The sequence below is a fragment of the Ciceribacter sp. RN22 genome (assembly GCF_024054295.1).
Taxonomy (GTDB): Bacteria; Pseudomonadota; Alphaproteobacteria; order Rhizobiales; family Rhizobiaceae; genus Allorhizobium; species Allorhizobium lividum.
This window is the reverse complement of sequence record NZ_JAMXLD010000002.1, coordinates 1-26,594: the sequence shown is the minus strand read 5'-3', so window position 1 is coordinate 26,594 and position 26,594 is coordinate 1. Positions and strand designations below refer to the sequence as shown.

Below are 26,594 nucleotides of genomic sequence, written 5' to 3'. Positions count from 1 at the left end.
ATGCGCGTCGGCCCGCCCGGCCAGGAAAAGCCGGCCCTCCTCGACAAGGACGGCAAGGTCCGCGATCTCTCCGCCCATGTCGCCGATATCGGCGGTGCAGCCATCTCCCCCGAAGGCCTTCAAAAGATCGCAGCGATCGACCCGGCGAGCCTTCCGGAACTTGCCGTGGACCGCATCGGTGCTTGCGTTGCCGGCACCGGCAAGTTCATCTGCATCGGGCTCAACTATTCCGACCATGCCGCCGAGAGCGGCATGGCCGTGCCACCCGAGCCGGTGATCTTCATGAAGGCGACCTCGGCCATCTGCGGCCCCAATGACGATGTCCAGATCCCCCGCGGCTCGGAAAAGACCGACTGGGAGGTCGAGCTCGGCGTCGTCATCGGCAAGACCGCAAAATATGTCTCCGAGGCCGACGCCCTCGACTATGTCGCCGGCTACTGCGTCTCCCACGACGTCTCCGAGCGCGCCTTCCAGACCGAGCGCGCCGGCCAGTGGACCAAGGGCAAGTCCTGCGACACCTTCGGGCCGATCGGCCCCTGGCTCGTCACCAGGGACGAGATCGCCGACCCGCAGGACCTTGCCATGTGGCTGACCGTCAACGGCGAGACCATGCAGAACGGAACCTCTGCCACCATGGTCTACGGCGTCGCCTTCCTCGTCTCCTACTTGAGCCAGTTCATGAGCCTGCACCCCGGCGACGTCATCTCCACCGGTACGCCCCCCGGCGTCGGAATGGGCATGAAGCCGCCCCGCTACCTCAGGGACGGCGACACCGTCGAACTCGGTATCCAGGGCCTCGGCACACAAAAACAGACCTTCAGAGCCGATTGATGATTGGAAGAAAGACAGGGCGACTGCCATGACCAAGATAACCAGCCTGCGCAGCATCGACCTGCGTTTTCCCACCTCGCAGAGCCTCGACGGTTCGGACGCGATGAACCCGGATCCGGACTACTCGGCTGCCTATGTGGTACTGGGCACCGACACGCCCGGTCTCGAAGGTCACGGCCTCACCTTCACGATCGGCCGCGGCAACGAGATCTGCTGCGCGGCGATCGATGCGCTGGAGCACCTCGTCGTCGGACTGGACCTCGACTGGGTGAAGGCCAATCCGGGCCGCTTCTGGCATTATCTCACCGGTGACAGCCAGTTGCGCTGGATCGGACCGGACAAGGGTGCGATGCATCTCGCCACCGGCGCGGTCGTCAACGCCGTCTGGGATCTCTGGGCCAAGGAGGCCGGTAAGCCGGTCTGGCAGCTCGTCGCCGACATGTCGCCGGAAGAGATCGTCTCGATCGTCGACTTCCGCTACCTGACCGACGCGCTGACGCCCGAAGTGGCTCTCGACATCCTCCGGAAAGCGGAGACCGGCAAGGCGGAACGCATCGCCCTCCTCGAGAAGGAAGGTTATCCCTGCTACACGACCTCGGCCGGCTGGCTCGGCTATTCCGACGAAAAGCTCCGCCGCCTCTGCCAGGAGGCCGTCGACGAGGGCTTCACCCACATCAAACTGAAGGTCGGTCGAGATCTTGAGGACGACAAGCGTCGTCTCAGGATCGCGCGCGAAGTGATCGGCGACGATCGCTTCATGATGATCGATGCCAACCAGGTCTGGGAAGTCGGACAGGCGATCGAATGGATGAAGGAGCTCGCGCCTTACAAGCCGTACTTCATCGAGGAGCCGACGAGCCCCGACGATATCGCAGGCCACAAGAAGATCCGCGAGGCGATCGCGCCGATCAAGGTCGCGACCGGCGAGATGTGCCAGAACCGCATCGTCTTCAAGCAGATGATCGCGGGCGGCGCCATCGATATCGTCCAGATCGACAGCTGCCGGATGGGCGGACTGAACGAGGTGCTGGCGGTACTGCTGATGGCCGCGAAGTACCAGCTGCCGGTCTGGCCGCACGCCGGCGGTGTCGGCCTCTGCGAATACGTCCAGCACCTCTCGATGATCGACTATCTCGTCGTCGCCGGCACCAAGGAAGGCCGCGTCATCGAGTATGTCGATCATCTCCACGAGCATTTCCTCGAACCCTGCCGGATCGAAAACGCGGCCTACATGCCGCCGAAGCTGCCCGGTTTCTCGATCGAGATGAAGGCCGAAACGCTCTCGCAATTCCGCTTCGGCGGCTGAACAGGCTTCAGGGGAGGCGGAGGACAGCCTCCGCCCCCTATGCCGTCTCAGGCCAGGGCGTGAACGCGCAGCGAAGAAAGGAGAGTCTGTTTGGACGTGCTGAGATGGTCGGTCATCGCCGTCTGCGCGGCGGCCACATCCCGCGCCTTCAGTGCCGCAATCAGTCGCAGATGCTCGCCGATGGCCGCCTCGTTTCGCTGGCGTTCAAGCGTCTTGTCCCACTGGAAGTGGTAATGGAAGATCAGCGCCACGATCTTCTGGAACTCCGCGGCAAAGCGGTTGCGGACCGCACTGCCGATCAGTGTGTGGAATTCTTCGTCCAGCAGCGAAAAGTCGTGGAAGCGTTTGTCGATTTCGGCGGCGAGCTCTCGATGCTTCCGCTCGAGTTCGTCGAGCCGTGCCCAGATGGGATCTTCAGGCGGCAGACGCACCAGATGGGACACCGCATTCAGCTCCAGGATCATTCGGAATTCCGACAGTTCGATCGCGAACTCCGGCGTGAAACCGAGAAGTTGCCAGCCCCCTTTCGGTCTGCGCCGGACGAGACCAAACCGGCTGAGAGAAGCCAGGAACTCGTGCAGCATCTGGGGCGTGACGGAAAACTGCCGCCTCAGCTTCGCAACGTTCAGTGCCGTTCCCGGTGCAACGTCGAAGCGAAGAATCCAGTCGAGGAACTGCCGTTCGAGTTGCTGCTCGGTGATCTGGCCGGTCTGGACTTCCAGCCGGTCCTTGTCTCCCGGCGTTCTCAGGAGCTGCTTCTGCCGGCCGACCCAGGTGATGATCTTCGCGTCCTGCAGCTTTTCCAGAATGGCGCGCACGACCGTGCGGCTGACGTCGAGCCGCTTCGCCAGGTCGTTTTCAGACGGCAGGTGATCGCCTGCGGTCATCGTCTTGCAAAGGTCGAGCGCTTCGTTGAACGCCTCTCGAAACCGTTCGTCAGTCCGCGCCATTCATGCTCCAGGTTGGGGCCGCATCATCACACGCCTGCAAGTGCCCGGTCGAGATGTGTATAGCCGCCGTCGACGAAGAGCCATTGCCCGGTGAGATGCAGGGCCTGCTGCGAGAGTGCAAAGACCGCCATGGCGGCGATTTCGCGGGCCTCCGTCATGCGCTGGCCGAGCGGAATGCGTGAGGTGATCTCCGCCAGCTTTTCCGACGGATTGTCAAAGGTCGCAATCCAGCGTTCGTAAAGCGGCGTCATCACCTCCGCGGGGAGGACTGCATTGACGCGGACACCATCGCCGGCAAACGCGGCGGCCCATTCGCGCGTCAGGCCGAGCTGTGCCGCTTTCGCCGCAACATAGGCGGATGTCCCGCCCTGGCCGGTCACGGCCGTCTTGGAACTGATGTTGACGATCGCACCCTTGGACTTGCGGAAATCATCAGCCAAGAGATGGACGAGCGTATAGTAATGAATCAGGTTCTTTTCGAGCGAGGCGCGGAAGGCTTCCGGCCCGGCCTCGATGCCGACGCCGTCGTTGATGCCGGCATTGTTGACGAGACCGTAGACGGTTCCGAAACGCTCCCGGGTCTCCTCGACCGCCTTGCGGCATTCTTCGTCCCGCGAAAGCTCGACCTCGACGAAGGTTGCCTTTCCGCCGAGAGAGGCGAACCACTGGGGGTCCGGAGCGCGTCGCGCGAAGATGACGGGGCGAGCCCCTTCTTCCGCCAGCATTTCGGTAATCGCCCCGCCGATCCCAGCCGCACCACCGGTAACGACGATGACTTTGCCTTCAAGTCCAAGATTCATGAGATATCTGCCACACTGGGAAACTGCCGGCCCGCACAGGCAGGCCGGCAGGTCCGGTTAGATCAATCGTAGAGAACGGCCGAGATTTCCGGGCTGTCCATGTTGGTCTTGTCGTACCAGTAGAAGCCGGTGTCGATCGTCTTCGGGAGGGTCTCTCCCTTGATCGCCGCGACGGCCGCCTTGACGGTCTCGTAGCCGATGCCGACCGGGTTCTGCGTGATGGCGCCGGCCATGACACCATCCTTGATCGCCTGCTTCTGCGCGGTACCGGAATCGTAGCCGATCACGGTTATGCCCTTGGTGCCGGTTTCCTTGATGGCATTGACGATGCCGATCGCAGAGCCTTCATTTGCACCGAAGAAGCCCTTCAGGTCCGAGTTCGCCGCAAGGATTGCCTTGGCGATTTCGGTCGACTGCAGCTGGTCACCGCCGCCGTACTGGATGTCGACGATCTCGATGTTCGGATGCTTCGCCTTCATCTGGTTCACAAAGCCGTCGCGACGGTCGATGCCGGTCCGCGAGGTCTGGTCGTGGACCACCAGGGCGACCTTGCCCGCATCACCGATCAGCTCGGCCATCTTGTCGGCCGCAAGCGCTGCCGCTGCGACGTTGTCGGTCGTTGCCGTCGTGGCGGGAATGTCGCTGTCGACGCCGGAGTCGAATGCGATGACCGGGATCTTCGCATCCTGTGCCTGTTTCAGAAGCGGGATGGCGGCCTGGGTATCAAGCGCGGCGAAGCCGATCGCCTGCGGGTTCTTGGCGAGCGCGGCGGACAGCATGTCGATCTGCTTGTCGACCTGCGTTTCGTTGTCGGGGCCTTCGAAGGTCACTTCGACGTTGAATTCGGCCGCGGCCTTGTCGGCACCCGCCTTCACGGCCTGCCAGAACTGGTGCTGGAAGCCCTTCGAAATCAGCGGAATGTAGGTCTTGTCCTGAGCATATGCCGCCCCTCCGGCGCTCAGAATGGCAACCGCGCTCAGCGCTGCCATGATGCTACGTCTCGTAATCATTTCACTCCTCCATTTTTCGGCAATATGCCGTTGCTACGATTGAGACTGCCTTGCGGGACGTTGTCCGCCCTTCTCGGCAAAGACTTGCATGCTCCTCACATGCGTTGGCGGCGAACCATGTCGGCATAGACCGCCAATATGATGATCATCCCGGTCACGACCGTCTGCCATTCCTGTGCGACGGACAGGATCCGGAGCCCGTTCAAAAGGACGGACATGATGAAAGCGCCGATGATGGTGCCGAGGACCGAACCCCGCCCACCCGCAAGGGACGTTCCCCCGATGACGACAGCGGCGATGGCGTCGAGTTCGTAGCCGAGACCCAGCGCGGGTTGCGCGGAATTCAGCCGGGACGCGATGATCAGTCCGGCGATCCCGCAGATACCACCCGACAGGCTGTAAACGCAGACCTTCCAGAAATCGGTGTTCACGCCGGAAAGTCGGGCAGCCTCTTCGTTCGATCCGAGGGCGAACGTATAGCGGCCGAGAGCCGTGCGATTGAGGACGAACGCCACGAATACGGCGAGGACGAAAAGAACGAGCACGCCGTTCGGGATCGGGAGGAAAGGAACCACGGTGCCGATCAAGGAGCCCGTCGAGATCTGCGAGAAGCCCGGCGTTCCATTGAAGTAGATGGGCTTTGTTCCGGAGATGACCAGCGACAGGCCCTTCAGGATAAGCATCATGCCGAGCGTCGCGATGAAGGGCGGGATCTTCATGCGGGCGATGAGCGTCCCGGAGACGAACCCACAGAGAGCGCCCGTTCCGATCGCAGCGACGATGCCGAGCGGCAGCGGCATTCCGAGATAGGTCAGGACGACGCCGGCGATCACCGCCGTGAACGTCATCAATGTCCCGACGGAAAGATCGATGCCGCCGGTTATGATCACCATCGTGACCGCCACGGCCAGCACCCCGTTGACGGAGGTCGCCTGGAGGATACCGATGAGGTTCGAGGTTTGCAGGAACTTGTCGGAGGCGAGGCTGAAGAAGATCAGCATCACGATCAGGCTGGCGGAAGCCAGAAGCTTCTGATGGACCCCGGATGATGCCTTCTTCTTTATTTCGTTTTGAACCGTCAGCGTCATGCCGCCTCTCCCCCCAACTCTCCCCGGCGCTGTGTGGCCAGGTGCATTATCTCTTCTTGTGTTGTCGCCTTTCCTCCGGGGAGGATGCCCGTCAGCCGTCCTTCGCACATCACCGCGATCCGGTGTGACAACCTGAGCACCTCGGGAAGTTCCGACGAGATGACGATGATTGCCTTGCCGTCGCGCGCAAGCGATTGCAGCAGCCGGTAGATTTCCGACTTCGCACCGATGTCGATGCCGCGCGTCGGTTCGTCGAAGATCAGGATATCGCAGTTGCGCAGGAGCCATTTTGCCAGAACGACTTTCTGCTGATTGCCTCCCGACAACAGCCGGACCTCCTGGCGTTCGGACGGTGTCCGGATGCTCAACTGCTTGATGTAGTCGCGCGTGACGCTGCCGAGTTTGGCGTCCGCGATGACGCCGAAGCTGTTCGAAAAGCGGGCGAGATTGGGCAATCCGACATTGGCGGTGACGTCGAGGCCGAGCGCCAGCCCGAGATGCTTGCGATCCTCGGAGAGATAGCCGATGCCGGCCGCCACCGCGTCCTTCGGACTGCTGATCGAGGCCGTCTTGCCGTGGACGACGATTTCCCCGGCATCTCTGCGGTCGGCGCCGAAGATCAGTCTGGCGACCTCGGTCCGTCCGGCACCCATAAGGCCGGCAAAGCCGAGGATCTCGCCCGCCTTTACAGTGAAACCGACGTCCTGGACCGCCTTGCCTCGCGAAAGCCCGCGGACCTCCAATGCGACCGGCGCATCGGATAGGTCGGGAATGTCCACCTCGGTATTTTCCAGTTCGCGCCCGACCATCATCGAGATGATCGTCGAAATCGGTGTGTCCGACGCCTTGACCGTGCCGACATAGGCGCCGTCCCGCATCACCGTCACCCGATCCGCGATCTTCTTGATCTCGTCCATCTTGTGGCTGATGTAGACGATCCCCACGCCCTCCGACTTCAGCCTCTCGATGATCGTGAAGAGATCGTGGACCTCCTTGTCATTGAGTGCGGCGGTCGGCTCGTCCATGACGAGCACGCGAGACTTGTGGGAAAGGCTCTTGGCGATCTCGACCATCTGTTGCTGGGCGACCGACAAGGTCCGGACCTCGGCCCTGGGGTCGATGGAAATGTTCATTGCCGAGAATATGTCCTGCGCCGCCTGGTTGAGGGCGGCCTCGTCGAGGCGCCAGAAGCTCTTGCGCGGCTCGCGACCGATAAAGATGTTCTGGGCGACGGTCAGGTCGTTCATCAGGGCGAGCTCCTGATGGATCATCCCGATGCCGAGCGCCTGGGCGGCATGCGGACTGGGGATGGTGACCTCTTCTCCGGCAATACGGATCGTTCCCCCATCCGGCTGCCATATGCCGGACAGAACTTTCATCAGCGTTGACTTTCCCGCCCCGTTCTCGCCCATCAGGGCGTGAACCTCACCGGCAAACAGGTCAAAGCTCACGCCCTTCAACGCGTGAACGCCGGGGAAACGCTTGTCGATCGCCTCGAGCTTGATGAGTTCATGCATGGCCCGACCTCCAGGCTGGCAAAGCGACCAGCGCCTTGATGAGCCCTGACCGATCAGCGGCCAGCTCCGGCAGTCTTTTCGGCAACTCGTCGAGGGACAGGACGGTCGAGACGAGTTTGCTGCCGTCGATCGCGCCCGAGGACAGCGCCTCCATCACATGTAGGAAGTCGGGCGTCTGTGCGTTCCGGCTGCCGACGAGTCTCATTTCGCGTTTGTGGAACTCGGCGTCGGAGAAGGTGAGATCACCCTTGACGACGGACACCAGCACATAGGTGCCGCCATGGGCGACATGAAGAAAGCCCGCTTCCATCGCCTTGGGATTTCCGGTCGCATCGAAAACGACATCAAAACCGTCTTCGAGTTCTCCCACGAGGAGAGGCTGGTCGGCCAGATGAAGATGCGAGAAGCCTAGCGATCTCGCCGACCCGAGACGCTCTTCGCTCATGTCCATAATGTGGACTTCCGCGCCGGCCAGGCGAGCAAAGAGGGCTGCCCCCAGGCCGATCGGTCCGGCTCCGGTAACGAGAACCCGGTCGCCGGAGGCGGCTTCGGAGCGGCGGACCGCATGGGCACCGATTGCAAGAAACTCAACGAGGGCCGCATCCCGTTCCGACAGCCTGGACGCGTCGTAGAGGTTGCTCGCCGGAACCGCGATCCGTTCGCACATCCCGCCGTCCCGGTGGACGCCGAGAACGCCGATCGACATGCAGCAGTTCGGCTTGCCGCGCAGGCAGGCGCGACACTTGCCGCAGGCTATGTAAGGATTGATGGTGACGAGCTGGCCCTTCTTCCACCCCTCGGCATCCTCCGCCACATAGCCTGAAAGCTCGTGACCGATGACACGCGGATACTCCAGGTAAGGATGCTTGCCCTCAAAGATGTGATAGTCCGTGCCGCAAAGGCCTGCGGCGGCGAGGTCTACGAGAACCCACCCCTCAGGCGCGGCGACCGGCAGATCTCTTTCAAGCAGACGAAACTCGCCCGGTTCCACACACACGCCGCTCACCATGCGACGGACCGATGTCGATTGACTGCTCATTTGTCCTCCCAGACATTATGTTTTTTATGATTATAGACATCCTGCGATCGGTGCAAATGTTTTTTATTTTTTTGAGCAGATCGACACAGGCACGGTGGAACGATGCGGCGAACGGTTCAGGCGGGACGGTCCACCCCGCCGACATCAGCCGCGAGCAGCCAGCATGACATCGCCATTCCGATGTTCGGTTACAAGAGCCATGCCGGCATCGACCGGGTGCACGGCTTCATCCGGGGATGGACGGTGACGAGTGCGGCCGCCCATGACGGCGCTCAGCTCAGGAACGTCGTCACCAAGGGCAATACAGCCTCGACCGTCTGGGCCGACAGCGCCTACCGCTCGAAGACCAACGAGGAATGGCTGAAAGACAATGGCCTGAAGTCGGACATCCACCAGCGAAAGCCGAAGGGCAAGCCAATGCCGGAAACGATGTCGCGGGCAAACGGACGACGATCAAAGATCAGGTCCGCCGTCGAGCATGTCTTCGCCAGGCAAAAGGACAAGATGAAGCTCTTCATTCGCACGATTGGCATCAGCAGGGCGACGGTGAAGATCGGTATGGCCAATATCGCCTACAACATGCTCCGATACGTCTTCCACGAAGGACGCCGCGCCGCCGCATGACGCGGCTGCCCCGAAGGGGGCGATGACACCACGAATCCAGCATGAAATCGCAGGCAAAGCCGCCAACAGCCATCACGCCGCGTCGCAGATCACCAATTCAACGGTAATTCGAGGTCTCCAATTGTACGCCTATAACCTGCTGATCATCGATGAACTGGGCTTCGTGCCGCTCTCCAAGACCGGCGCGGAATTGCTGTTCGAGCTGATCTCGCAACGCTACGACCGGGGTGCCACGCTGATCACCAGCAATCTTCCGTTCGACGAATGGACGGAAACACTGGGGTCAGAGCGCCTGACCGGCGCGCTGCTTGATCGTATCACCCACCACGTCAGTATCCTTGAGATGAATGGCGACAGCTATCGTCTCACCCAAAGCCGCGCCAGAAAGGCCGGCTGAAGCCCTCTCAGAAAAATCGCCGCAGAGGCAAAGGGTGTTGATATCGTGATCGGTGTCCTTACAGGCTCCGACGTGATCGCCGGCGGCACCCACTTCGAGCATGGGCTGGTGCCGAGGGAAATCGTGGCCAAAGTCGAGAAGATCAAAGCGCTGCACACAGAGTACAACGTTCCAATCAAGGCAGCGGCGCTGCTTTTTTTGCCTCGCGCAAACCGCGGCGGCCGTGATCATTCAAGAGCGAGCAAGCCCGATCGCATTTTGGAGAACCACGCTGCTCTCAACGCGAAGGAACCTGCGGATTTCTGGCATGGCCTGCGGTCTCAGGGGCTCGTTGCCATGGATGCCCCCTTCCCATCGATAAGGCGCAACGCAATCCACATTTGCTACCAACCAAACGCGCTTCGCTCCCATTCATCGTAAACGCAGCGTAGGAAACACATTGTACTCAGATGTACTCAGATCCGATTAATTTGAGAAACGGCTGTAGTAGGTCCGCACAATTAAGTGCCGCAAATTGGAGGAATTTGCACATTCTTACATTTGAGCGGCAAGCGACAGCTGCAAATGACGCCACTTGAAATCGCTCACCAAAAATCTCGCTTAGAGGCGTCCGCTTTTTATCGGGCGTCAACGAGTTCTTGCAACCGAGTCATTGGCGGCGCACTGAATTACGGACCATTCCGTCCTTTCAAACAGGACGGGGAGTCGCTTTTTTTGTTTTTATAACGCCCGTAGCATCGCTGCATTGCAACAATGAAGGCGGCGAACCGATGGCAATTAGTCAACTCATTCAATCTTTTAAGCTTAGCGCCACAACCAGCGGCGCTGAACTGGGCCGCAAGATCGATGCCGTGATCGAACAAGCATTGTCGGATTTGCGTCTGGTTGGCGCGGTTGTGCTGGTGGCTCGCAACAGCGAACTGCTATACCAGCGCGCCGCGGGCATGGCGGACCGTGAAAACGGCAAGACCATGCAGCCGAACACCCTGTTCCGCTTGTCTTCGGTATCGAAGCCCTATGTCAGTGCCGCAGCGCTATCGCTGGTGGCGCGGGGTCGCATCGGACTGGACGATCCGGTCAGCAATTGGTTGCCCGAGTTTCAGCCGGTCATGCCGGATGGCCAGGTTGTGGCGATCACGGTAAGACATCTGCTCTCCCATATGGCGGGTCTTACCTATGGCTTTCTCGAAGAGGGGAGGGGCGGCGATTATCGCCGGCTGGGGGTTTCGGACGGCATGGAGCGCTCGGGCCTTTCGCTGGAGGAAAACCTCAAACGCCTTGGCCAAGCGCCTCTCGTATACGAGCCCGGCCGGAATTGGGGCTATTCCATTGCAACAGACGTGCTGGGGGGCGTGATTGCACGTGCACATGGCACGAGCCTTGGACAGGCTGTTGAGGATCTAGTGACGGGTCCGCTGCAGCTTTCGGATACCGGTTTCGCCGTCAAGGATCCGGCGCGGCTCGCGGCTGCCTATCTCAACGATACACCCGTTCCACGGCGCATGCAGGGATGTGAGACGGTGGAGGTCTTTGAAAACACCGCCGGCATTCAGCTCGAGCCGGACCGGGCCCTAGATACGGATGCCTTTCACTCAGGCGGTTCGGGCATGGTCGGCTCAGCCGGCGATTTCCTTAGATTTCTTGAAGCGCTTCGCGGTGGTGGGGGAAATCTGTTACCAAAGTCCTTGGTCAATGAAATGGCCAGACCCCAGACCGGCGATCTTGAACTTGTTGCTTGGCCCGGACGCGCCTTCGGTCTTGGGTTCACCGTTCTCAAGGATCCGGCTGCTGCTGGCACGCCCGAATCGATCGGCAGTTGGCGGCTTGGCGGTGCCTATGGCCATTCCTGGTTCGTCGACCCCTTTGAGCGTCTGACCGTGGTGGCGTTCACCAATACGGCCTTCGAAGGCATGTACGGCCAGTTTACGGTCGATTTGTGCGAAGCGGTTTATGCCGGCCTTCGCGAACCTCGCTGAAATCCAGATCGGGATGACTTGATGCCCGCTGGGCCGAGTATCCGCATGCCACCCTAGAGTATCGGCTCGAAAACCGAAATCGATTTTCGGAAGGCACGATCCGTCGTTTCAATAGGATAGAGCGTCCTTTAGGCGTCAGTTCCAACGCACGGGGCTCTAGCAAACAGACCCGAAAATTGAAGCGATTGGGAGCAATCCCAGTGGCAACGATAGACCGAAAAATCCGTGGGGCGCACCACATCGCGCTCACGGACTGCGGGTCCGCATGCCAAACGAAAACAATCCCGACTGTTCGTGTCTCGCCCATGGGCGGTGAGCCGCGACGAACGCCCTTCGCTTTTTTTAACCAGAAGAGAGGTGACAACGATGTCGTATAGTCAAGTACAGCCCGAAAGAATGCAGAGCAGACTGGATTCCCTGACGGGGTTGCGGTTCGTCGCAGCCCTTTTCGTATTCTTCTTCCACGCATCCCTGACGAAGATCATCGGCTTCAATCCCTATGCCGACGAAACCGTTGTCAGCGTCTTCCAGCGGCTCTTCAGCGTCGGTGGTTGGGTCGGCGTTTCGTTTTTCTTCGTTTTGAGCGGTTTCGTCGTCACCTGGTCGGCCCGGCCGGGCGATCCTGCCACGGCTTTCTGGCGGCGGCGCATCGCCAAGATCTACCCCAATCATGCCGTGGCCTGGCTTCTTGCCCTTCTGGTGTTCAGCGGCCCGGTGACCGCGCTCTCGGCGGCGATACCAAACCTGCTGCTGATCCATTCCTGGATTCCCGACATCAACATCTTTCTCGGCATGAACGGGCCATCCTGGTCCTTGTGCTGCGAGTTGTTCTTCTACCTGTCTTTCCCGTTTCTCTTCAGGCTCGTGGAACGCATAAGCCCGTCAAAGCTCTGGTTCTGGGCGGTCGCAATGGTGGCAGGGCTTGCATTGACTCAAATTGCCGTCGCCCGCTTCGTACCCGGTGAACCGCAGATTGCCGAATATCCGATCTCGCTTGAACAATGGTGGGTCGCGTATTTCCTGCCGCCGCTTCGTCTGTTCGAATTCGTTCTGGGCATGCTGATGGCGCGTATTCTCAAGGCCGGCCTTTGGCCGCGTATTCCCATGGCGGTCGCGTCTGCCATCATGCTCGGAGGTTATATCGCCGCCGGCCTCGTACCGTTTCAATTCAGCCTCAACCTGGCGACCATCGCTCCCATCGCCATCCTCATCACGGCACTGGCCGATCGGGATACACGCGGCGAGAGCAGCATCTTTGCCGGACGCACTTTCGTCAAGCTTGGAGAGATATCGTTCGGCTTCTACATGATCCATCTGATCGTCATGACGGCGGTGACCATCCTGCTTGCAGGTCAACACTTCACCTTCTTTACCGCGACGGTCATCGTGGCAACGACACTACTGGCCTCGATCCTGGCCGGGTGGTGTCTTTTCACCTTCGTCGAGCAACCTGCGATGAAGCGCTGGAGCAGACCCGCGGCCATTCGCCGCGAAGTCCAAGCCACCTGATGCGCGTGAACGGCCAGCTCCGGCGATAGCGCTGGAACGGAAATGAACCGCTTCCGATTCTCGAAAAAGCGCCGCGTGTGTTGTTTACACGCGGCGCTTTTTTGTCCTGCCATAGTAACCCGTCCCCGAACCGTTCATTGGCAAATGCCTGAAATATCACGCTTTGACGGAGAAGGCCGAGGAGGATGGAAATCCGTGCCGGGCTGCCCGTGCCACCACGAGCAGGGATGCGAATAGCAAAGCGGAAATAGCCCAGAAAAACGAGCTAACGCCAGTGGCTTCCAGCAGGATCCCTCCGATGAAACCGCCCGCCGCAATTGCGACATTCCAAACCGTGACCAGCATCGACTGCGCAATATCCGCCGAGTCTCCGGCCGCGTTGGCCAGGGCTGTTTGGAAGAGGGTTGCAACGCCACCGAACGACAATCCCCAGAGTGCGCAGCCCACATAGATGATCAGCGGTTGCTGACCGGCGAATCCGAAGGCGATTGCAACCGTGAGAAACAAAACCGTGGCTGCGAGCGCCAGTTCGCGCAGATAGAGATCGATCAACACCCCCGTGATCCAAATGCTTGCGAGCGAGGCCACGCCGAAGATCAGCAAAACCGTATCCACTTTGTCATCGAGCCCTGCGGACACCAGAAAGGGAGCGACGTATGTGTAAAGTATATTATGCGCCAGCACGAAAGCGCAGGTTACGAAAAGCACGGTTGCGATGCCCGGTATGGTAACGACCTTGCCCATCGGCACGCGCTTGGATGCCGGCTCTCCTGGATAGTCTTGCACTTTCCACGATATCCAGCCGATCAACACCACTGCGAATATGCTCATGACCACGAAAGTGTAGCGCCAGCCGACGGCGGTGCCGAGAAACGTGCCCGCCGGCACACCGAGGGACAGAGCCACGGGCGTTCCGGCCATGGCGATGGCCATGGCCCGTCCTTTCAGGTGAAGCGGCGCCATACGGCTCGCATAACCGGCTAACAGCGCCCACAAAAGTCCGGCGGAAACGCCAGCAACGAAACGGAAGCAAAGCGTCAATGTGTAATCCGTCGAGACGGCGGTCACGCTGTTGGCGATCGCGAAACCGAATATGGCCGCTAGCAAGAGCGGCCTGCGACGCCAGCCTCGCGTTGCGGCCGTAATAGGGATGGCAGCGACCAGCGAACCGATGGCGTAAACCGTTACCAACTGACCGACCAGCGCATTTGAAACGCCGAGACTCGCTGACATCTGGGGTAGAAGCCCGGCGGGCAGCGCTTCCGTCAAGATCGTGATGAAGCTGGCCATCGCCAGGGCAAGAAGCCCCGCCAACGGCAGCCGGTCTGCGACTGTCGTGTTCATGTTTCACCTTTGTTTCTGAAGCTGTGAAAGACCTACCAAACCGGCCGGTCCGGCTGGCGATTGCCGTCATTGTCCGCGCGAACTATGTTTCATTACCCGGCTCGGCTGCGGTGATAAACAAGATGCCATTCCCTTCAAAAAGGACAGAATTGTCCAGAATGGTGCTCTATGCCGCGCGCGCGTGAGCAGGTTGGGCATATGGCAGCGCTACCGCTTTTCAGGCGCCTGCGCGGGACCAGCGCATCGTGTTTTCGATAATATAGAGCGCTTTGCGGGTCCGTTCGGACGAACGGCGCTCTATCGTCGCAGACATCTGGTCAACGTACACAACGCGCATCTCCGCGTACCAGGACGGTACGCGGAGATTATTGCACGACGGTCTGCTGCGACGCTTCTAAGTCCAAGAAACGGTTCGCCTCGGGATTTTGTAGTCGAGCATTGTGCTTTCCGAGAATCGATGTCGATTTTCGGGTCGATACATTGGCTCGCGATGGTTTTTTTGACCTGTTTGGTCGAAAACATGACCCCTGGTCAGGAACAATGAATTATGGTGGAATTTCGGGCGAAAGGCGCAGGCGATTTCGCCACCCCGCTCTATGCCGTCAAGCTGAGGGGTTCGTCCACGCCGACATATTTTCCAACGGGATCATAACGCTCGCGCAATCCGCGCCGCTCCATCAACGGCAGCACGTCGCGTACGAAGTTGTTGATGCCCGCATGATAGTCGAGCCAGGTCAGGCAAACGCCGTCGAGACCGAGATCGGAATAGCGTTCTAGTTCGCTGGCGATCATTTCCGGCGTGCCGACGAGCGGCAGGCCGGCGAAACCCGCCTTGAAATGATACCGCGAGCGCAACGCATCTTCAGTCGAGGCAAACATGCCGCTTTGAATCCCGATTTCCTTCGTGACGTTGTCGCAGGCGATGTCGTTGCCCATCTGGTTGACGTAATAGTCGAGATAGCGTTCCGCCTCGGTAACGCTGTCGGCCTGCACCACATAGGCGTAGCACCAGACCTGCAATTCACGGCCGAATTCGGCGGCCAGATCGCGATAGCTTTGGATCTGCGCTCTCACGGCCTCCTCCCCATCCATGTATTTCAGGATCAGAAAGGCGGCGTCGCAATGTTGTGCACAAAAGCGCTTTCCACGCGGCGAGCCACCAGCATTCATCAGAAACGGCCTGTTGAGCGGCTTAGGCTCGGAAAACACGTCTGAAACGTTGAAGAAACGACCATGATAATCGAACGTGTCCCGTTCTTCCCAAGCTCGTTTGGCAATGGCGATCCATTCATCGGCGAAATCGTAGCGCGTATCGTGCTCCATCATCGCGCCATTGAACATGCGCATTTCCGCTTCATACCAGCCGCAGATCATGTTGAGGCCGAAGCGACCGCCGCTGATGTGGTCTATCGTGACGGCCTGTTTGGCCGCGAAGACTGGATTGACGGTGGACAGGTGGGAAGTGGTGAAAAGGCCAATCTGATCGGTCACGGAAGCAAGACCGGCAGCCCAGGTGTAGGTCTCGAGGGTTACCCCCATGGGGTTGCTCTCGCCGCCGTAGCCGCGCCAGCGACCGACTGGCAGCAAAAGCTCCAATCCCGCCTTGTCTGCGGTCTTGGCAACGGCGAGATTGTCGTTCCAATTGGCGGCACGCAAGCGCTCCGGCGCATTGGTCAAGGTGCAGCCGCCATCGATATTGAGCGCGAAAACACCGAGTTTCATCCGGTTTCTGCTGGTTCTGACGGGATTGGGCTTTACGAAATGCTCAGTCATGCCACCTCTCCTTTTCAAGAATAATATTGTTGCGTTTTGGCACTCCGCGGCTACCTCGGTTGCGGCAGTCGCCTCGATAGATCCAAATGCCGTTCGACACCGGACCATTGGGATGCACCGCCCGGCTTCAAGCGCCGGGCAACGCTCGTCAGGGCACCAGGAGATCGAAATGGACCGCGATTTCCTGGGCCGCCCGGTCGGGAAAGTCGCCGAGCGGGCGCATTCCGCAATCCTCGAAACCCACCATTGCGTGGCCATCGTGATGGGCCACGGCAATATTGCTGCTGCGTACCAGCCGCGAATCCCGACCATAAAGATGCAGCAGCCGCCCGCCGAAGGCACCGACCTGAGGCCTTAGATCGATTCCGGCAAGCATGGTGAAGCCATTTGTCAAGCGGGACCGCACTTGTGGCGTTTCCAGGGCAACAAAGGCGTCCTTGTCGGGTATTTCCGCCGCCTTCGTCTCGGCGGTCACGAGCAACGCCAGTTTCCTAAGTGCAGCGGCTGCGCCGACCTCACGGGCCAGCCGCGCCATGTCGAGCAGCTTTTCATTGAGCGCCGGATCCGTGACCGTCGGCGCGGAAACGAGTATTGCATCCGGGATCTGCGCGATCCCGTCGCATAACAATATCGATTGCACGATGCTGCCACCGAGCGCCGCACCCCCGATAAGATCGATGCGCGGCACGGCCGCCAGGCGCTCCGCCCAGACGGTAGCAAGGTCCCCGAAAGTCATGGTCGAATCCACGAGCAGGGACAGGGTGTCGAACACCGTGACCTCGAAACCGGCCGCTGCAAGCTGGCGGATAAGCGGTTGAAAATAGGCGCCGCCATCCCATTGCGGCAGGATGGGAGACAGAAGAACGGCCTGCCGGTCTCCAGCACCGAACCGCGCCGACACGCTATGCGCTGCCACCGTTGCGGCTCGGCTCAAGCTCCGGTGAGACTCTATGGTGGAAGAGAAAATCATGTCCGGGCTATTTTCCATGACCGCCTCTCAGGTCGGTTCGAGGACGGCGAAGGTCTTATTCAGACCGGCTAACGTCACCGCGGCTTCGGCCATGATCGTGTCGACCAGTTCGGCCGCCGGGCGTATGTCGCGAATCAGATCCAGAACCTCGCCTGCCCATATGGCACGGACATTGACATCGTCGGCCTTGATAGCCTCGGCATAGGCGTCGCGCACCGGACGACCGGCAGCCGCCATTTCCTCAGGCCTGTCGACCCATGTCGCACTGAAATCGTTCTTCAAAGCGCGGCCTGAATATTCGGCTGGCCAGTCGATTCCCCTGACCATGTCGAAGATGCGTGTTCTGACGGTTGCGCCGGCTTTGGCTTCGACCACCTTGCACTTGACCTCGCGGCTCGGTAACGCCTCGTTGCTGGCCAGGAAACGGGTGCCCAGCATTGCCGCATCCGCGCCCAACGCCAGCGCAGCCATCAAGCCGCGCCCGTCAGCTATTCCGCCGGCTGCGATCAATGGCACCGCATCGCCCACGGCATCCCGAACAGCGGGGATGAACGGCAGGGTGGCCCGGCGCAGGCTATGCCCTCCCGCCTCTGCGCCCTGTACTATCAAGGCGTCGGCACCGGCGGCTATCGCCGCATGAGCCTGTTCCATTTCGTGGATCTGTACGACCGCTAGCGCTCCGGCCTTATGGATCGGCCCGATAAACGGTTCGGGATCGCCGAAAGATAGAGCCACGACATCGGGCCGATAGGACAGCGCCAGATCGAGAAGACCGAAATTCTTGGCAACAGTGAACATCACCAGCCCCACGCCCCATGGCACGTTCAGGTCTTCCATCATCGCCAGCTCGACCTTCATCCAGTCGGGATCGCCATAACTGGCGCCGACGAGACCGAGGCCACCCGCCTCAGAAACCGAACTGGCCAGCAAGCCGCCGGACGCGCCGCCCATCGGCGCGAGAACGAGCGGGTGACGGATATTGAACAAATCGGTGACACGCGATTGAAAAAAGGACATTGGAATCTCCAGTTCTAAGCGGGTCGCTTCCAGTCGGCAGCAATCGGGAATGCCGTTGGCCTCAAGCAAGTCCAGGAAAGGCAGATGCCGGCTTCGCGTCCGGATTTACGTAAAAACAAAAGGTTGGAGCGTTTTGCGATCCATCGGAAAGTGGAAACGCTCCAATGGAAATATTTCGGCATGTCCGCGCCACGCGCCCTTGGCTGTGTTGGCCGGTCCGGCGAGGTTCGCGCCTATGACGCAACCGCGGTCTGAGGCAGCCAGGGTTGATCGTAGCGATGTAGCCTCCGCGCCTGCGCCAGGCTCATTCCGTTTTCGACTGCGGCCAAGATATTGCGCTCCGTCGCCTCCACTGCTTCCGCTCTGGCGATAACCTCCTGCGCCTGATCAGCGGGGATCGCCACACAGCCGTTGCTGTCGGCGACGATCAGATCGCCGGGCCTGATCGTCACCCCCGCGATCTCGAGCGGCACCTGGACTGCCTTCATTTGTACCCTGTTCTTGCCCGAGCGCATGAAGACGGCGCGGCTGAAAAGCGGGTAGTTCAAGCGCCTGACAATTTCGATATCGCGCGCCGCGCCATCGATCAGCGTCCCCGCGATCCCGCGCGTACTGGCGACATGAGTCATGATATCGCCCCACGTGGTGCAGTCCGTACGGCCGTTGTTGCTGGATACGATCACAGCACCTTCCGGAACGTCGTCGATGTAGTTGGCGGCGTTCTTGAAGCCTTCACGGTCAGAAACGGGCTCGTAGAGCACGGTATAAGCTGGGCCGGCACAACGCGAGCCGGGCACCTGTGCGGCTAGCCCTTCCAAGGTGCCGGCGATGGCCAGGCTGTCGAGTGCATCGGACAGGGCGGCGGTGTCGAGCTTTCTTACTCGCGCAATCAGATTGGCATCCATCAGGCAGTCCTTTCCATGATTTTTCGTGCGGAGTCCGGTTGCGCGACGGCGGGGTGCAAGGCGCGGACCCGCTCCAGAATGGCGGCGGCGACTTCATCTGTCGTCGCCTTCCCGCCCAGGTCGTAGGTACGGCATTCCGAGCGGGCAACTTGGGAAACCGCATTTTCGATCGCGGTCGCCTCGGCACGACGCCCGAGATGTTCAAGCAGAAGCGCAATGGTCAGGAACATGGCGCTGGGATTGACCTTGCCTTGCCCGACATATTGGGGAGCACTGCCGTGAACCGGTTCGAAATAGGCGCCCGCTTCGCCGATATTCGCGCTCGGCGCAAAGCCGAGACCGCCCATGACGCCAGCGCCCAGATCCGACAAAATGTCGCCGAACATATTTTCCGCGACAATAACGCCGAAGCGTTCGGGCCGACGCACCATCCAGAGCGCGATCGCATCGATGTTTTCGATTGCCCAGTCGATGTCGGGATATTCCGCGGCAACGGCTTCGAGGCATTCGCGTGCAAAAGCTCCACTGTGTCGCAAGACATTGGGTTTGTCCGCCCAGGTCACCTTTTCGAAACCCTGACGACGGGCATAGTCGAAGGCGAAACGAAACAGGCGGAAAAGGCCGGCGCGTGTCTGCAACCGTACGGCCATGGAAGCGTCGCCGGCGCCGTTGCGGCTCCAGGGCGCTCCCCGGCTTTCGCGTGTTTTTAACAGTGGTTCGAATGCCTCCGGGATCTCGCCGAAATCCAGTCCCGCATAAAGCCCTTCGGTATTTTCCCGGATGACCGTGAAGCGGAAACGGTCATTGCCGAGAACATCCGTCACCGGTCGGATATTGGCGAAAAGTCCAAGTTTCTGCCGCAACTGAACGACCGGTGAAACGAAAGGGTGTCCTTTGCCCTGTAAATGCGGCGGCAGCGCCGCTTCCGCCTCTCTCAACGGTTTGCTGGTGACGGCCCCGAGCAGAGTTACGTCGTTGTCGGCGATTTTCTGCCATGTCTCCGGCGGTACGGGATCGCCCCCTGCCTTCCAGCATTCCCAGCCGATATCGCCGAGATCGAAAACGCAACCGATATTCAGGGCGTCGAAAACCGGTAATGCAAGTTCGGTGACTTCGGTGCCGATGCCGTCGCCTGGCAACACGCATAGTTTCAAGGACGCGGTGCGGCCCTGACCAATTTCACGCTGCATAAACATGACGGTTTTCCTTCAGGACTGGAGGGAATGGCCGACGGCTGCCAGCATCTCGCGTGAAGGCATGAAGGCATGCCCCTCCGGCGAGCCGGTGCGTGCGGGTGGTCTAGGGCGCTTGCGTTCGCTTTCATGCAGCGCGTGCATTGCACTGAAAAGCGCCTGTTCCGTGCCCGCCTGAGCCGATAGCTTCTGCCGGATGTCGAAGGAAAAATTGTAGGCGCCGAGCATGATATCCACGAGCGGAACCGGGGCACTGTTTTGCGCGACGGCTTCAGCGGCATAGGCCGATAACTGCATCGCCTTGACCAGATCGTAATCGTGGCGTCTGCCGACCCTTTCCAGATAGGCGATCAGCATGGCCAGATGCAGATTGCCGGCACCCTTGCCCATACCCGAAATCGCGACGTCGATATATTCCACGCCGGCGTCGATAGCGGCTGCGGCGTTGGACAATGCCAGAGACAGATTGTTATGGGCATGAAAACCCAGCGGCGTGCCGACCGTCGACGTCAGTCTGGCAAAAATGCGCTGGACATCAGCGGGGATCATGCTTCCGTTGGAATCGGCGATGCAAATGAGGTCGGCACCGGCGCGCTCCGACAATGTAGCAATCAGCGCGATCGTCGACAGCGGTAGTTCGGTTGCCCGCGTGATGTTCGCGCTGACCATGAAACCGTGTTTTTTCGCGAGCGATATAGTCGCCAGCCCTTCTTCCAACTGGTCGTCGCGCAGGCAGACGCGGATCATTTCCACATCGTGGCGGACGATTTCCGCGAAGTCTTCGTCATCGACATTGCGTGGGTGGACCATCACGCAAAGGTTTGTTCGCCCGCCGGCGGCCTCCGACAAGGTATCCAGGTATGCGCCGTCAACGCGGCTTGTCAAACCGAGTCCCGGTTTGCGTACAAATGGGCCGTTCCAATAACCGACCTCGATGAACGGAATTCCCGCCTCGGACAATGCCCGTACCGCACTGACGGCGAAATCTTGGGTAAAGCCGAAATTGTTGCGATATCCACCGTCACGCAGGGTGACGTCTAGTATTTTGACCGGGTTCATTGGTAGCTCCTTTCGTTGTAAAATATAGTTCGCTATTTATTTTAGCCGTACGACGGCCCGCGTGGCCGCATTGCGACCCCGTTTTCGCGAAGCTTTCGGTCGGGACGAGACGTTAGGTGAGCGCGCCTGAGGCGCAGGAGGTGTAGGCGCCGTTCAAGTATATCAATGGCGATATATCTTCGGAGGCCAAACGGATCTGGCAAACCTCGCCGACGAAGATGGAGTGCGAACCATATTCGAACTGCCGGACCAGTTTGCAGTCGAAATTGGCCAGCGCACCGTTAAGGGCGGGAGCGCCTGTCATCAGCCGTTCCCAGTTTCCCTTTGCGAAACGTTGCGCGCGCATTGAAGGATCACCAAACAATCGGGCAAGATCTTCATCCGCGCTATTCAACAGATTGACACAGAAAAAGCCGGAATTGACGAAACTGTCGTGGCTATTGGAACCCCGGCCGACGCAAACCAGGAGGGATGGCGGTTCCATGGAAAGGGAGTTGACGGAAGTGGCGACAAGACCGGAGGGCTGATCATGCGCAAAAGTGGTAATAAGACACACACCGCCTGCTAGCCGGCGCATACCTTTTTTGAACTCATCGGTCGTCGCCGTCGCGCTCCAGCTATTGGAACGTCCTGCGACTGCCCTCTCTTCTATGGCAGTCGAGCGGCTTGCGAAGTCCGCGATATAGGTCGATTGGTCGTTGGGTACTGGCGTCTTAGAAATAGGCGTCATGGTGAACCTCGATCGTGACTACGGGGCTCTCCTCCCAGGCGATGCTCTTAATAAATTTATCTTATTTTTATCTTTCTCATCCTCTGATAGTCAGATTAACGATGATGCAAAGAGTGAGAAACAGGCTCGGAGTTCATTATGTGTGGACTACGGAGTCCCCAATGAGCAGGCATTGTCATGCTTTGCATCATGACGGCAATTTTTCCATTTTTTGTTGTTTTCTTAATCTTGTAGATGGCATCTCACCCTGCGCTACGAAGCTGGTTGCCATCGTTGAGACCATGAAGTCCACGAGCGCCCGGATACGCGGCGACATGTGTTTGCTCGCGGGCCACAGTATCCTGAAGGTTCCGACGTTCGTGATGTCGTCAGGCAAAATGTGGACGAGATCGCCGTTGGCAATGTCGTCGCGGACTGCGAAATCTGGAAGGCAAGCTATGCCCCTGCCGTCGCGGACAAAATAGATCAGAGCTTCGATGTTGTTGGAGACAATTGTGGTGGGTATCTGGATATCGCAATTGTCAATCGGCCAGTCCTCCAGTTTGCCGGAATGAAGCCATTTGTGCCGCAGGCACGCGTGATCTGCCAGTTCCGTTGCACTGTCCGGCCTGCCTTGCGCGGCGAGATAGGCCGGTGCGGCAACGAGCATCATGCGAAAGGTGCCAAGACGCCGCGTCATCAGGCGGGAGTCGGAAAGATCGCCGGTGCGAACCGCGGCATCGAAACCTTCGTTGACCACATCGACAATGCGATCGCTGAAATCCAGATCGAGTTCGATTTCCGGAAATCTTTCGCCGAATTTGGCAAGGACCGGCAGCAGCAACTGATTCACGAGCGGCATTGTGATCTTGAGTTTCCCCTTTGGCTGCTTCATGCGTCGCGACAATTCCAGTTCGATGTCGTCGATTTCCGTCAGAATGCGCCGGCAATGATTGAGGAAAATCTCACCTTCCTCCGTCAGGCTTATGCTGCGTGTGCTGCGGCGGAACAGGCTGACGCCCAATCGCTCTTCGAGCCGCGTGACACTCTTGCCCACCGCCGAAGCCGAGATACCGAGTTGCCGCCCGGCGGCAACGAAACTACCGGTCTCCACGACCTGCACAAACAATGCGAATCTGCTCAAGTTATCCATGAAACCTCCTTTATTAAGGAATGTCCGGTCCAGATAGAGCGGAAAAAGACCGCCATAGCGCAATCTCCGCGCGTTGATATGCTACTTTTCGCGTATTTGTTTGGATACCTCTCAAATTCTGTGGTCAAACACGGCTCTCTCCTCTTGGAAAGAAAAACGAAGAAAATACAGGCGTATGCGCAAAATATGGAGATTATCTTATTTTAAATCACAGGGACTGAAGGTATCTTTCGATGAAATTCGACATCATTGAAATTGATCGAGTTTGCGATGGCGCAAAAAAGAAGGGAAATAACCCATTTTATCCAGAGCACTCGGGTGTTTCTTCAGATTTTGGAAAAAATACGCATCACATTTCCGATGCAAACTTCATAGACATTCACTATCATGCTGATCCGGACGCCTATCTGCGTCGGCATGGGGCCATTGCAGCAGGACAACTTTATGGCGAATTCGGTGGTTGGGTGGTTCTGAAGAATCATCTCGGCTGCACGGCGGCCCAGGCCACGGAGGCTCGTCGGGCCGGCGCGCCCGTTTCCGGGTCCGTGGTGCTGAACGAAATCGTAGGTGGCATAGATCGCCGGGTGATCGAACGTTCATTGTGCCAGAGCGACACGGGCAATGGCCGCCTGATCGTTCATCTGCCGACCGTAACCGGCCGCGCCCACAAGAGCCGCCTGGCGCGCGACCTCAGACACTCCATTTTGCGCGACGGTGACAGGGCCATTCAGCCGCTGACGATTTCAGATGATACCGGCCGTCTTCTTCCGCAAGTCATGGACATTCTGCGCTTGGCGTGTGACGCGCCGATCGTGGTTTCCTCGGGCCACGCCAGTCGCGGCGAAGTCTACCGTCTGATCGACGCCGCGCTCGCGCTGAATGTGCCGCGACTGATGCTCAATCAACCGGCCAATCCGTTGACCGGATTATCGGCGCATGACCTGGGCGAGATTTCTCAGGCTTCGGGCGTTTTTATCGAGCAATGCGCCCTGACCTACCTGTTGGGTTATCAGGACGACGCCGATTTTTTCGCCGTTTTGCGGGATGTCCGGAATGTTATTTACAGCTCCGACCTCGGACAACCGAGCCAGCCCGATATCGGTGAGTGGATCGATCTAACCCGCATCTGGTTCGGCAGAGCCGGCCTCAGCCACGGTCGCATCGACGACATAACACGTAACAATCCTCTGAGAATGCTGGAATTGCCATCATAAACAAGGAGAAAGCCTATGAATCTCCCGGTCAATTTTTTCCTGCACGATAAAAGCGGCATCATGCTTGTCAATGTCGTTCATGTCGATGAGGGTAAGCAGGATGCCGCATTGGATGTCTTGCGGAAAACGGTACAATATGTTGCCGACACGATCCCCGGCTTCCGCTGGAGTCGCCTCTACCGCAGTACCGACGGCAAAACCGTTATCAATCACGCCTTATGGCGCAATGAGGAGGATTTCAAGTCCATATTCTCGGACCAGGAATTTCTGGACCGTTATAACGGCTTGAAGGAAACGGGAACTTGGGAGTTTCATCTTTACACCCTGTCGGATGTCTTTCTTCCCGCGCAGGCCGAAGGAACCGAAACTACGGAAACTGCGGCGAGCCTATAGTCGAAGCCCCGCGACGTTGTCGTTCACGGGTCGGGCTGTGTCTTCACCTGTGCCCATTCGGCGTTTGCCCTTTTTACATAGCCGGTCATATCCAAGCGTAACAAGGCCCGTAGCGGCATCGTCAATTTAACGGAATGTGGAGGCATCGTAAAGTTAATGGACGCAGGGCCAGCGAAAGACGCTATCCGCAGATATTCTCATGCTCGGGCAATCTTCGCCCACAGGCTCATCGCCTCCGCGCGCAGTTCGCGATGATGGCTGGAGGTTATGTCGTGGCGCGGGATGTGAAACAGGTTGGCGATCGGATCGTGGATAGAGACAAATCGTTGTAGATGTCGCTGCGACTTGAAGCGCTTCATGATCCGCTCTCGTCGCCGGACTGGCTGGTGAGAATTCTCCGCCCGATTGTTCAACCCTTTGTGGGAGCGATGCTCGACATCGGGCATGATCTCCCGCTTGGCTGCGCCGTAGGATCGCAGCTTGTCAGTAATCATCACCCGCGGCGATCGTCCCTGGCCCTTCAAGAGCTTGCGCATCAGGCGCTTGGCGGCCTTGGCATTTCGGCGGCTTTGCACGAGAACGTCCAACACGAAACCGCCCTGATCCACAGCACGCCACAGCCAATGCTTCTTGCCGCGGATTGAAACAACGGCTTCATCGAGATGCCACTTTTCCCCAAGCCGACCGGATGACCGACGACGGATCTCGTTGGCAAAAGTGCGGCCGAACTTCTCCGCCCACAGCCGGACGGTTTGGTGGGAGACGATGATCCCGCGGGCAGCCAGCAAGTCCTCAACCATTCGCAGGTTCAGAGGGAAACGGAAATAGAGCCACACAGCGTGGGCAATGACGTCAGCGGGGAAGCGATGCCGACGATAGAGTGGATCACGGTCTGTCATGGCCCGTCATTCGCACATCAAGTTCCACATTCCGTCAAATTGACGATGCCCAGCAGAAAGATCGAAGCGGCGGGGTTGGCGAGCGAATCTATACCGGGGAGCACATCTAGGCAGTGCAGTTTATTCCACCAAAATCGACATAAACCGCACGGCCCGTCGCCAATGAATAACGAACGATAATGTGCCTTACTCAGGGGAATTTGCCTGTCAGCGCCAGGATCAAGCTAAATCCCTGTCATCGCATCCCGCTGCAAGCCATGAAATCATCCCTCTTTTCGCGCGCCACCGCAAGAGCAGATAAGCCTCGACCTGGCTTTTCCCGGAGCACGGTCACGCTGAGCACATCGAATACAACCCGATCCTCCACATCCCGACGAGCATCGTCGCGGCGGACGGGCAAGATCGCCATCGGGCTTGCCCCCTCGGGGGACCAGCGCCATCCAGAACCTGTTTGGAGCGCGTTCGCTGCCGAACGGTGCCGGTAAAACCCCTCCCTTATCCTTGCGGAACAGGGCCGGCACACGGCTGGAAAAACGCGGTCAAATCGCCAGAATGAGCGCGAGCCGCCGACCGAGTCGCACCGGATGAGTCGGGTGAGTCGCAACGCTTCAGTCCGCTCGGGCCATCATATCGCAGCAGGAGCAGGCCCGCCGGCTATCGGAAACCGGCCATACTATAGAGCCTCGCCGCCGGCGAGCGATCCTCGTAAGCGATGGAAACACATGCAGAATCCGTCGTTTTCGCATCGCCGTCCCGCCGTGTTGGCAATCGCGTCGACCGGCTCATATTGCGGCCTGCCTTGTCTCTTGCAGAGAATCGCGGATAATAACGGTTACGAGGCTAGAATTGCCTGAATACCGTTATTTGAGAGCAAGCGCATAATGAGCACCAACCCTTCATTGGCTGTCGACGACTCCC

At 59.2% G+C, this 26,594-nt stretch carries 24 protein-coding genes and 1 pseudogene; 9 read left to right on the top strand and 16 right to left on the bottom strand.

What is annotated here, in order from left to right:
* Together NHF53_RS15230 and NHF53_RS15225 are read left to right on the top strand one after the other, a co-directional pair.
* Positions 1-831 (top strand): fumarylacetoacetate hydrolase family protein (locus NHF53_RS15230; protein ID WP_252835008.1); only part of this gene is annotated, 831 nt, incomplete at its 5' end.
* 28 nt (positions 832-859) lie between these two features.
* Positions 860-2,137 (top strand): L-fuconate dehydratase, encoded by a 1,278-nt coding sequence (locus tag NHF53_RS15225; protein ID WP_252835007.1) that lies wholly within the window; start codon positions 860-862, stop codon positions 2,135-2,137.
* 47 nt (positions 2,138-2,184) lie between these two features.
* Here NHF53_RS15225 and NHF53_RS15220 read toward each other — a convergent pair whose 3' ends face one another.
* The 6 genes from NHF53_RS15220 to NHF53_RS15195 form a co-directional block, all read right to left on the bottom strand.
* Positions 2,185-3,087, bottom strand: coding sequence for a GntR family transcriptional regulator (locus NHF53_RS15220; protein ID WP_252835006.1), 903 nt, complete (start codon positions 3,085-3,087; stop codon positions 2,185-2,187).
* A 26-nt stretch (positions 3,088-3,113) separates the two neighbouring features.
* Positions 3,114-3,887 carry an SDR family oxidoreductase gene (locus NHF53_RS15215; RefSeq protein WP_252835005.1) on the bottom strand — a complete coding sequence of 258 codons (774 nt, stop codon included), beginning with the start codon at positions 3,885-3,887 and terminating at the stop codon, positions 3,114-3,116.
* Between the two features lie 62 nt (positions 3,888-3,949).
* Entirely contained in the window at positions 3,950-4,897 is a 948-nt protein-coding gene (locus tag NHF53_RS15210) for an ABC transporter substrate-binding protein (protein ID WP_114364158.1), read from the bottom strand.
* A 95-nt stretch (positions 4,898-4,992) separates the two neighbouring features.
* Positions 4,993-5,985 (bottom strand): ABC transporter permease, encoded by a 993-nt coding sequence (locus NHF53_RS15205; RefSeq protein ID WP_252835004.1) that lies wholly within the window; start codon positions 5,983-5,985, stop codon positions 4,993-4,995.
* A complete protein-coding gene (locus NHF53_RS15200; RefSeq protein ID WP_252835003.1) occupies positions 5,982-7,502 on the bottom strand; it encodes a sugar ABC transporter ATP-binding protein in 1,521 nt (506 codons plus the stop codon). Before NHF53_RS15200 ends, NHF53_RS15205 begins: the two co-directional genes overlap by 4 nt.
* The gene (locus NHF53_RS15195) at positions 7,495-8,511 is read right to left on the bottom strand and encodes a zinc-binding alcohol dehydrogenase family protein (protein WP_252835977.1); all 1,017 of its coding nucleotides are present in this window, start codon (positions 8,509-8,511) and stop codon (positions 7,495-7,497) included. The genes NHF53_RS15200 and NHF53_RS15195 overlap by 8 nt, the downstream gene beginning before the upstream one ends.
* A gap of 132 nt (positions 8,512-8,643) precedes the next feature.
* Between NHF53_RS15195 and NHF53_RS15190 the strand changes: the two genes are divergently transcribed.
* The 5 genes and pseudogenes from NHF53_RS15190 (at position 8,644) to NHF53_RS15170 (ending at position 13,047) form a co-directional block, all read left to right on the top strand.
* The gene (locus NHF53_RS15190; RefSeq protein WP_374591205.1) at positions 8,644-9,165 is read left to right on the top strand and encodes a transposase; all 522 of its coding nucleotides are present in this window, start codon (positions 8,644-8,646) and stop codon (positions 9,163-9,165) included.
* 118 nt (positions 9,166-9,283) lie between these two features.
* Positions 9,284-9,562 (top strand): annotated as a pseudogene (locus tag NHF53_RS15185) (ATP-binding protein); the annotation flags it as partial.
* Positions 9,563-9,607: 45 nt separating this feature from the next.
* Complete coding sequence (locus NHF53_RS15180; protein ID WP_252835002.1) at positions 9,608-9,982, top strand: hypothetical protein; 375 nt, start codon at positions 9,608-9,610, stop codon at positions 9,980-9,982.
* 350 nt (positions 9,983-10,332) lie between these two features.
* Entirely contained in the window at positions 10,333-11,538 is a 1,206-nt protein-coding gene (locus NHF53_RS15175; protein ID WP_252835001.1) for a serine hydrolase, read from the top strand.
* 312 nt (positions 11,539-11,850) lie between these two features.
* Complete coding sequence (locus NHF53_RS15170) at positions 11,851-13,047, top strand: acyltransferase (RefSeq protein WP_252835000.1); 1,197 nt, start codon at positions 11,851-11,853, stop codon at positions 13,045-13,047.
* Positions 13,048-13,203: 156 nt separating this feature from the next.
* Here NHF53_RS15170 and NHF53_RS15165 read toward each other — a convergent pair whose 3' ends face one another.
* The 9 genes from NHF53_RS15165 to NHF53_RS15125 all read right to left on the bottom strand — a co-directional run bounded on the left by NHF53_RS15165 (position 13,204) and on the right by NHF53_RS15125 (position 23,170).
* Positions 13,204-14,391, bottom strand: a complete 1,188-nt coding sequence (locus NHF53_RS15165) for an MFS transporter (protein ID WP_252834999.1) — start codon at positions 14,389-14,391, stop codon at positions 13,204-13,206.
* Between the two features lie 594 nt (positions 14,392-14,985).
* Entirely contained in the window at positions 14,986-16,164 is a 1,179-nt protein-coding gene (locus NHF53_RS15160) for an LLM class flavin-dependent oxidoreductase (protein WP_252834998.1), read from the bottom strand.
* A 148-nt stretch (positions 16,165-16,312) separates the two neighbouring features.
* On the bottom strand, positions 16,313-17,152 hold the full coding sequence (locus NHF53_RS15155) for a hypothetical protein (RefSeq protein ID WP_252834997.1): 840 nt from the start codon (positions 17,150-17,152) through the stop codon (positions 16,313-16,315).
* Positions 17,153-17,161: 9 nt separating this feature from the next.
* Positions 17,162-18,151: a nitronate monooxygenase family protein gene (locus NHF53_RS15150; RefSeq protein WP_252834996.1), complete on the bottom strand. Its 990-nt coding sequence runs from the start codon at positions 18,149-18,151 to the stop codon at positions 17,162-17,164.
* Between the two features lie 233 nt (positions 18,152-18,384).
* Positions 18,385-19,056, bottom strand: coding sequence for an RraA family protein (locus NHF53_RS15145; RefSeq protein WP_252834995.1), 672 nt, complete (start codon positions 19,054-19,056; stop codon positions 18,385-18,387).
* Positions 19,056-20,252 (bottom strand): isocitrate/isopropylmalate dehydrogenase family protein, encoded by a 1,197-nt coding sequence (locus tag NHF53_RS15140; RefSeq protein WP_252834994.1) that lies wholly within the window; start codon positions 20,250-20,252, stop codon positions 19,056-19,058. Before NHF53_RS15140 ends, NHF53_RS15145 begins: the two co-directional genes overlap by 1 nt.
* A 12-nt stretch (positions 20,253-20,264) precedes the next feature.
* Entirely contained in the window at positions 20,265-21,308 is a 1,044-nt protein-coding gene (locus NHF53_RS15135) for a hypothetical protein (protein ID WP_252834993.1), read from the bottom strand.
* Between the two features lie 112 nt (positions 21,309-21,420).
* Positions 21,421-22,038, bottom strand: coding sequence for a flavin reductase family protein (locus NHF53_RS15130; RefSeq protein ID WP_252834992.1), 618 nt, complete (start codon positions 22,036-22,038; stop codon positions 21,421-21,423).
* A gap of 187 nt (positions 22,039-22,225) precedes the next feature.
* On the bottom strand, positions 22,226-23,170 hold the full coding sequence (locus tag NHF53_RS15125; RefSeq protein WP_252834991.1) for a LysR family transcriptional regulator: 945 nt from the start codon (positions 23,168-23,170) through the stop codon (positions 22,226-22,228).
* 233 nt (positions 23,171-23,403) lie between these two features.
* On the opposite strand from NHF53_RS15125, the gene NHF53_RS15120 reads away from it, so the two are divergent.
* Both NHF53_RS15120 and NHF53_RS15115 read left to right on the top strand, forming a co-directional pair.
* On the top strand, positions 23,404-24,384 hold the full coding sequence (locus NHF53_RS15120; protein WP_252834990.1) for a DUF6282 family protein: 981 nt from the start codon (positions 23,404-23,406) through the stop codon (positions 24,382-24,384).
* A gap of 15 nt (positions 24,385-24,399) precedes the next feature.
* Positions 24,400-24,777 (top strand): antibiotic biosynthesis monooxygenase, encoded by a 378-nt coding sequence (locus NHF53_RS15115; RefSeq protein ID WP_252834989.1) that lies wholly within the window; start codon positions 24,400-24,402, stop codon positions 24,775-24,777.
* A gap of 197 nt (positions 24,778-24,974) precedes the next feature.
* Here the strand turns inward: NHF53_RS15115 and NHF53_RS15110 are convergent, their stop codons facing one another.
* Positions 24,975-25,676 carry an IS6 family transposase gene (locus tag NHF53_RS15110; protein WP_252834988.1) on the bottom strand — a complete coding sequence of 234 codons (702 nt, stop codon included), beginning with the start codon at positions 25,674-25,676 and terminating at the stop codon, positions 24,975-24,977.
* Between the last annotated feature and the right edge of the window lie 918 nt (positions 25,677-26,594).

Excerpts from the sequence above, each read along its gene's own strand:
- NHF53_RS15225 (WP_252835007.1), top strand. The coding sequence starts at position 860 with ATGACCAAGATAACCAGCCTGCGCAGCATCGACCTGCGTTTTCCCACC.
- NHF53_RS15220 (WP_252835006.1), bottom strand. The coding sequence starts at position 3,087 with ATGGCGCGGACTGACGAACGGTTTCGAGAGGCGTTCAACGAAGCGCTC.
- NHF53_RS15215 (WP_252835005.1), bottom strand. The coding sequence starts at position 3,887 with ATGAATCTTGGACTTGAAGGCAAAGTCATCGTCGTTACCGGTGGTGCG.
- NHF53_RS15210 (WP_114364158.1), bottom strand. The coding sequence starts at position 4,897 with ATGATTACGAGACGTAGCATCATGGCAGCGCTGAGCGCGGTTGCCATT.
- NHF53_RS15205 (WP_252835004.1), bottom strand. The coding sequence starts at position 5,985 with ATGACGCTGACGGTTCAAAACGAAATAAAGAAGAAGGCATCATCCGGG.
- NHF53_RS15200 (WP_252835003.1), bottom strand. The coding sequence starts at position 7,502 with ATGCATGAACTCATCAAGCTCGAGGCGATCGACAAGCGTTTCCCCGGC.
- NHF53_RS15195 (WP_252835977.1), bottom strand. The coding sequence starts at position 8,511 with ATGGTGAGCGGCGTGTGTGTGGAACCGGGCGAGTTTCGTCTGCTTGAA.
- NHF53_RS15190 (WP_374591205.1), top strand. The coding sequence starts at position 8,644 with ATGCGGCGAACGGTTCAGGCGGGACGGTCCACCCCGCCGACATCAGCC.
- NHF53_RS15175 (WP_252835001.1), top strand. The coding sequence starts at position 10,333 with ATGGCAATTAGTCAACTCATTCAATCTTTTAAGCTTAGCGCCACAACC.
- NHF53_RS15165 (WP_252834999.1), bottom strand. The coding sequence starts at position 14,391 with ATGAACACGACAGTCGCAGACCGGCTGCCGTTGGCGGGGCTTCTTGCC.
- NHF53_RS15160 (WP_252834998.1), bottom strand. The coding sequence starts at position 16,164 with ATGACTGAGCATTTCGTAAAGCCCAATCCCGTCAGAACCAGCAGAAAC.
- NHF53_RS15155 (WP_252834997.1), bottom strand. The coding sequence starts at position 17,152 with ATGGAAAATAGCCCGGACATGATTTTCTCTTCCACCATAGAGTCTCAC.
- NHF53_RS15150 (WP_252834996.1), bottom strand. The coding sequence starts at position 18,151 with ATGTCCTTTTTTCAATCGCGTGTCACCGATTTGTTCAATATCCGTCAC.
- NHF53_RS15145 (WP_252834995.1), bottom strand. The coding sequence starts at position 19,056 with ATGGATGCCAATCTGATTGCGCGAGTAAGAAAGCTCGACACCGCCGCC.
- NHF53_RS15140 (WP_252834994.1), bottom strand. The coding sequence starts at position 20,252 with ATGTTTATGCAGCGTGAAATTGGTCAGGGCCGCACCGCGTCCTTGAAA.
- NHF53_RS15135 (WP_252834993.1), bottom strand. The coding sequence starts at position 21,308 with ATGAACCCGGTCAAAATACTAGACGTCACCCTGCGTGACGGTGGATAT.
- NHF53_RS15130 (WP_252834992.1), bottom strand. The coding sequence starts at position 22,038 with ATGACGCCTATTTCTAAGACGCCAGTACCCAACGACCAATCGACCTAT.
- NHF53_RS15125 (WP_252834991.1), bottom strand. The coding sequence starts at position 23,170 with ATGGATAACTTGAGCAGATTCGCATTGTTTGTGCAGGTCGTGGAGACC.
- NHF53_RS15120 (WP_252834990.1), top strand. The coding sequence starts at position 23,404 with ATGAAATTCGACATCATTGAAATTGATCGAGTTTGCGATGGCGCAAAA.
- NHF53_RS15115 (WP_252834989.1), top strand. The coding sequence starts at position 24,400 with ATGAATCTCCCGGTCAATTTTTTCCTGCACGATAAAAGCGGCATCATG.
- NHF53_RS15110 (WP_252834988.1), bottom strand. The coding sequence starts at position 25,676 with ATGACAGACCGTGATCCACTCTATCGTCGGCATCGCTTCCCCGCTGAC.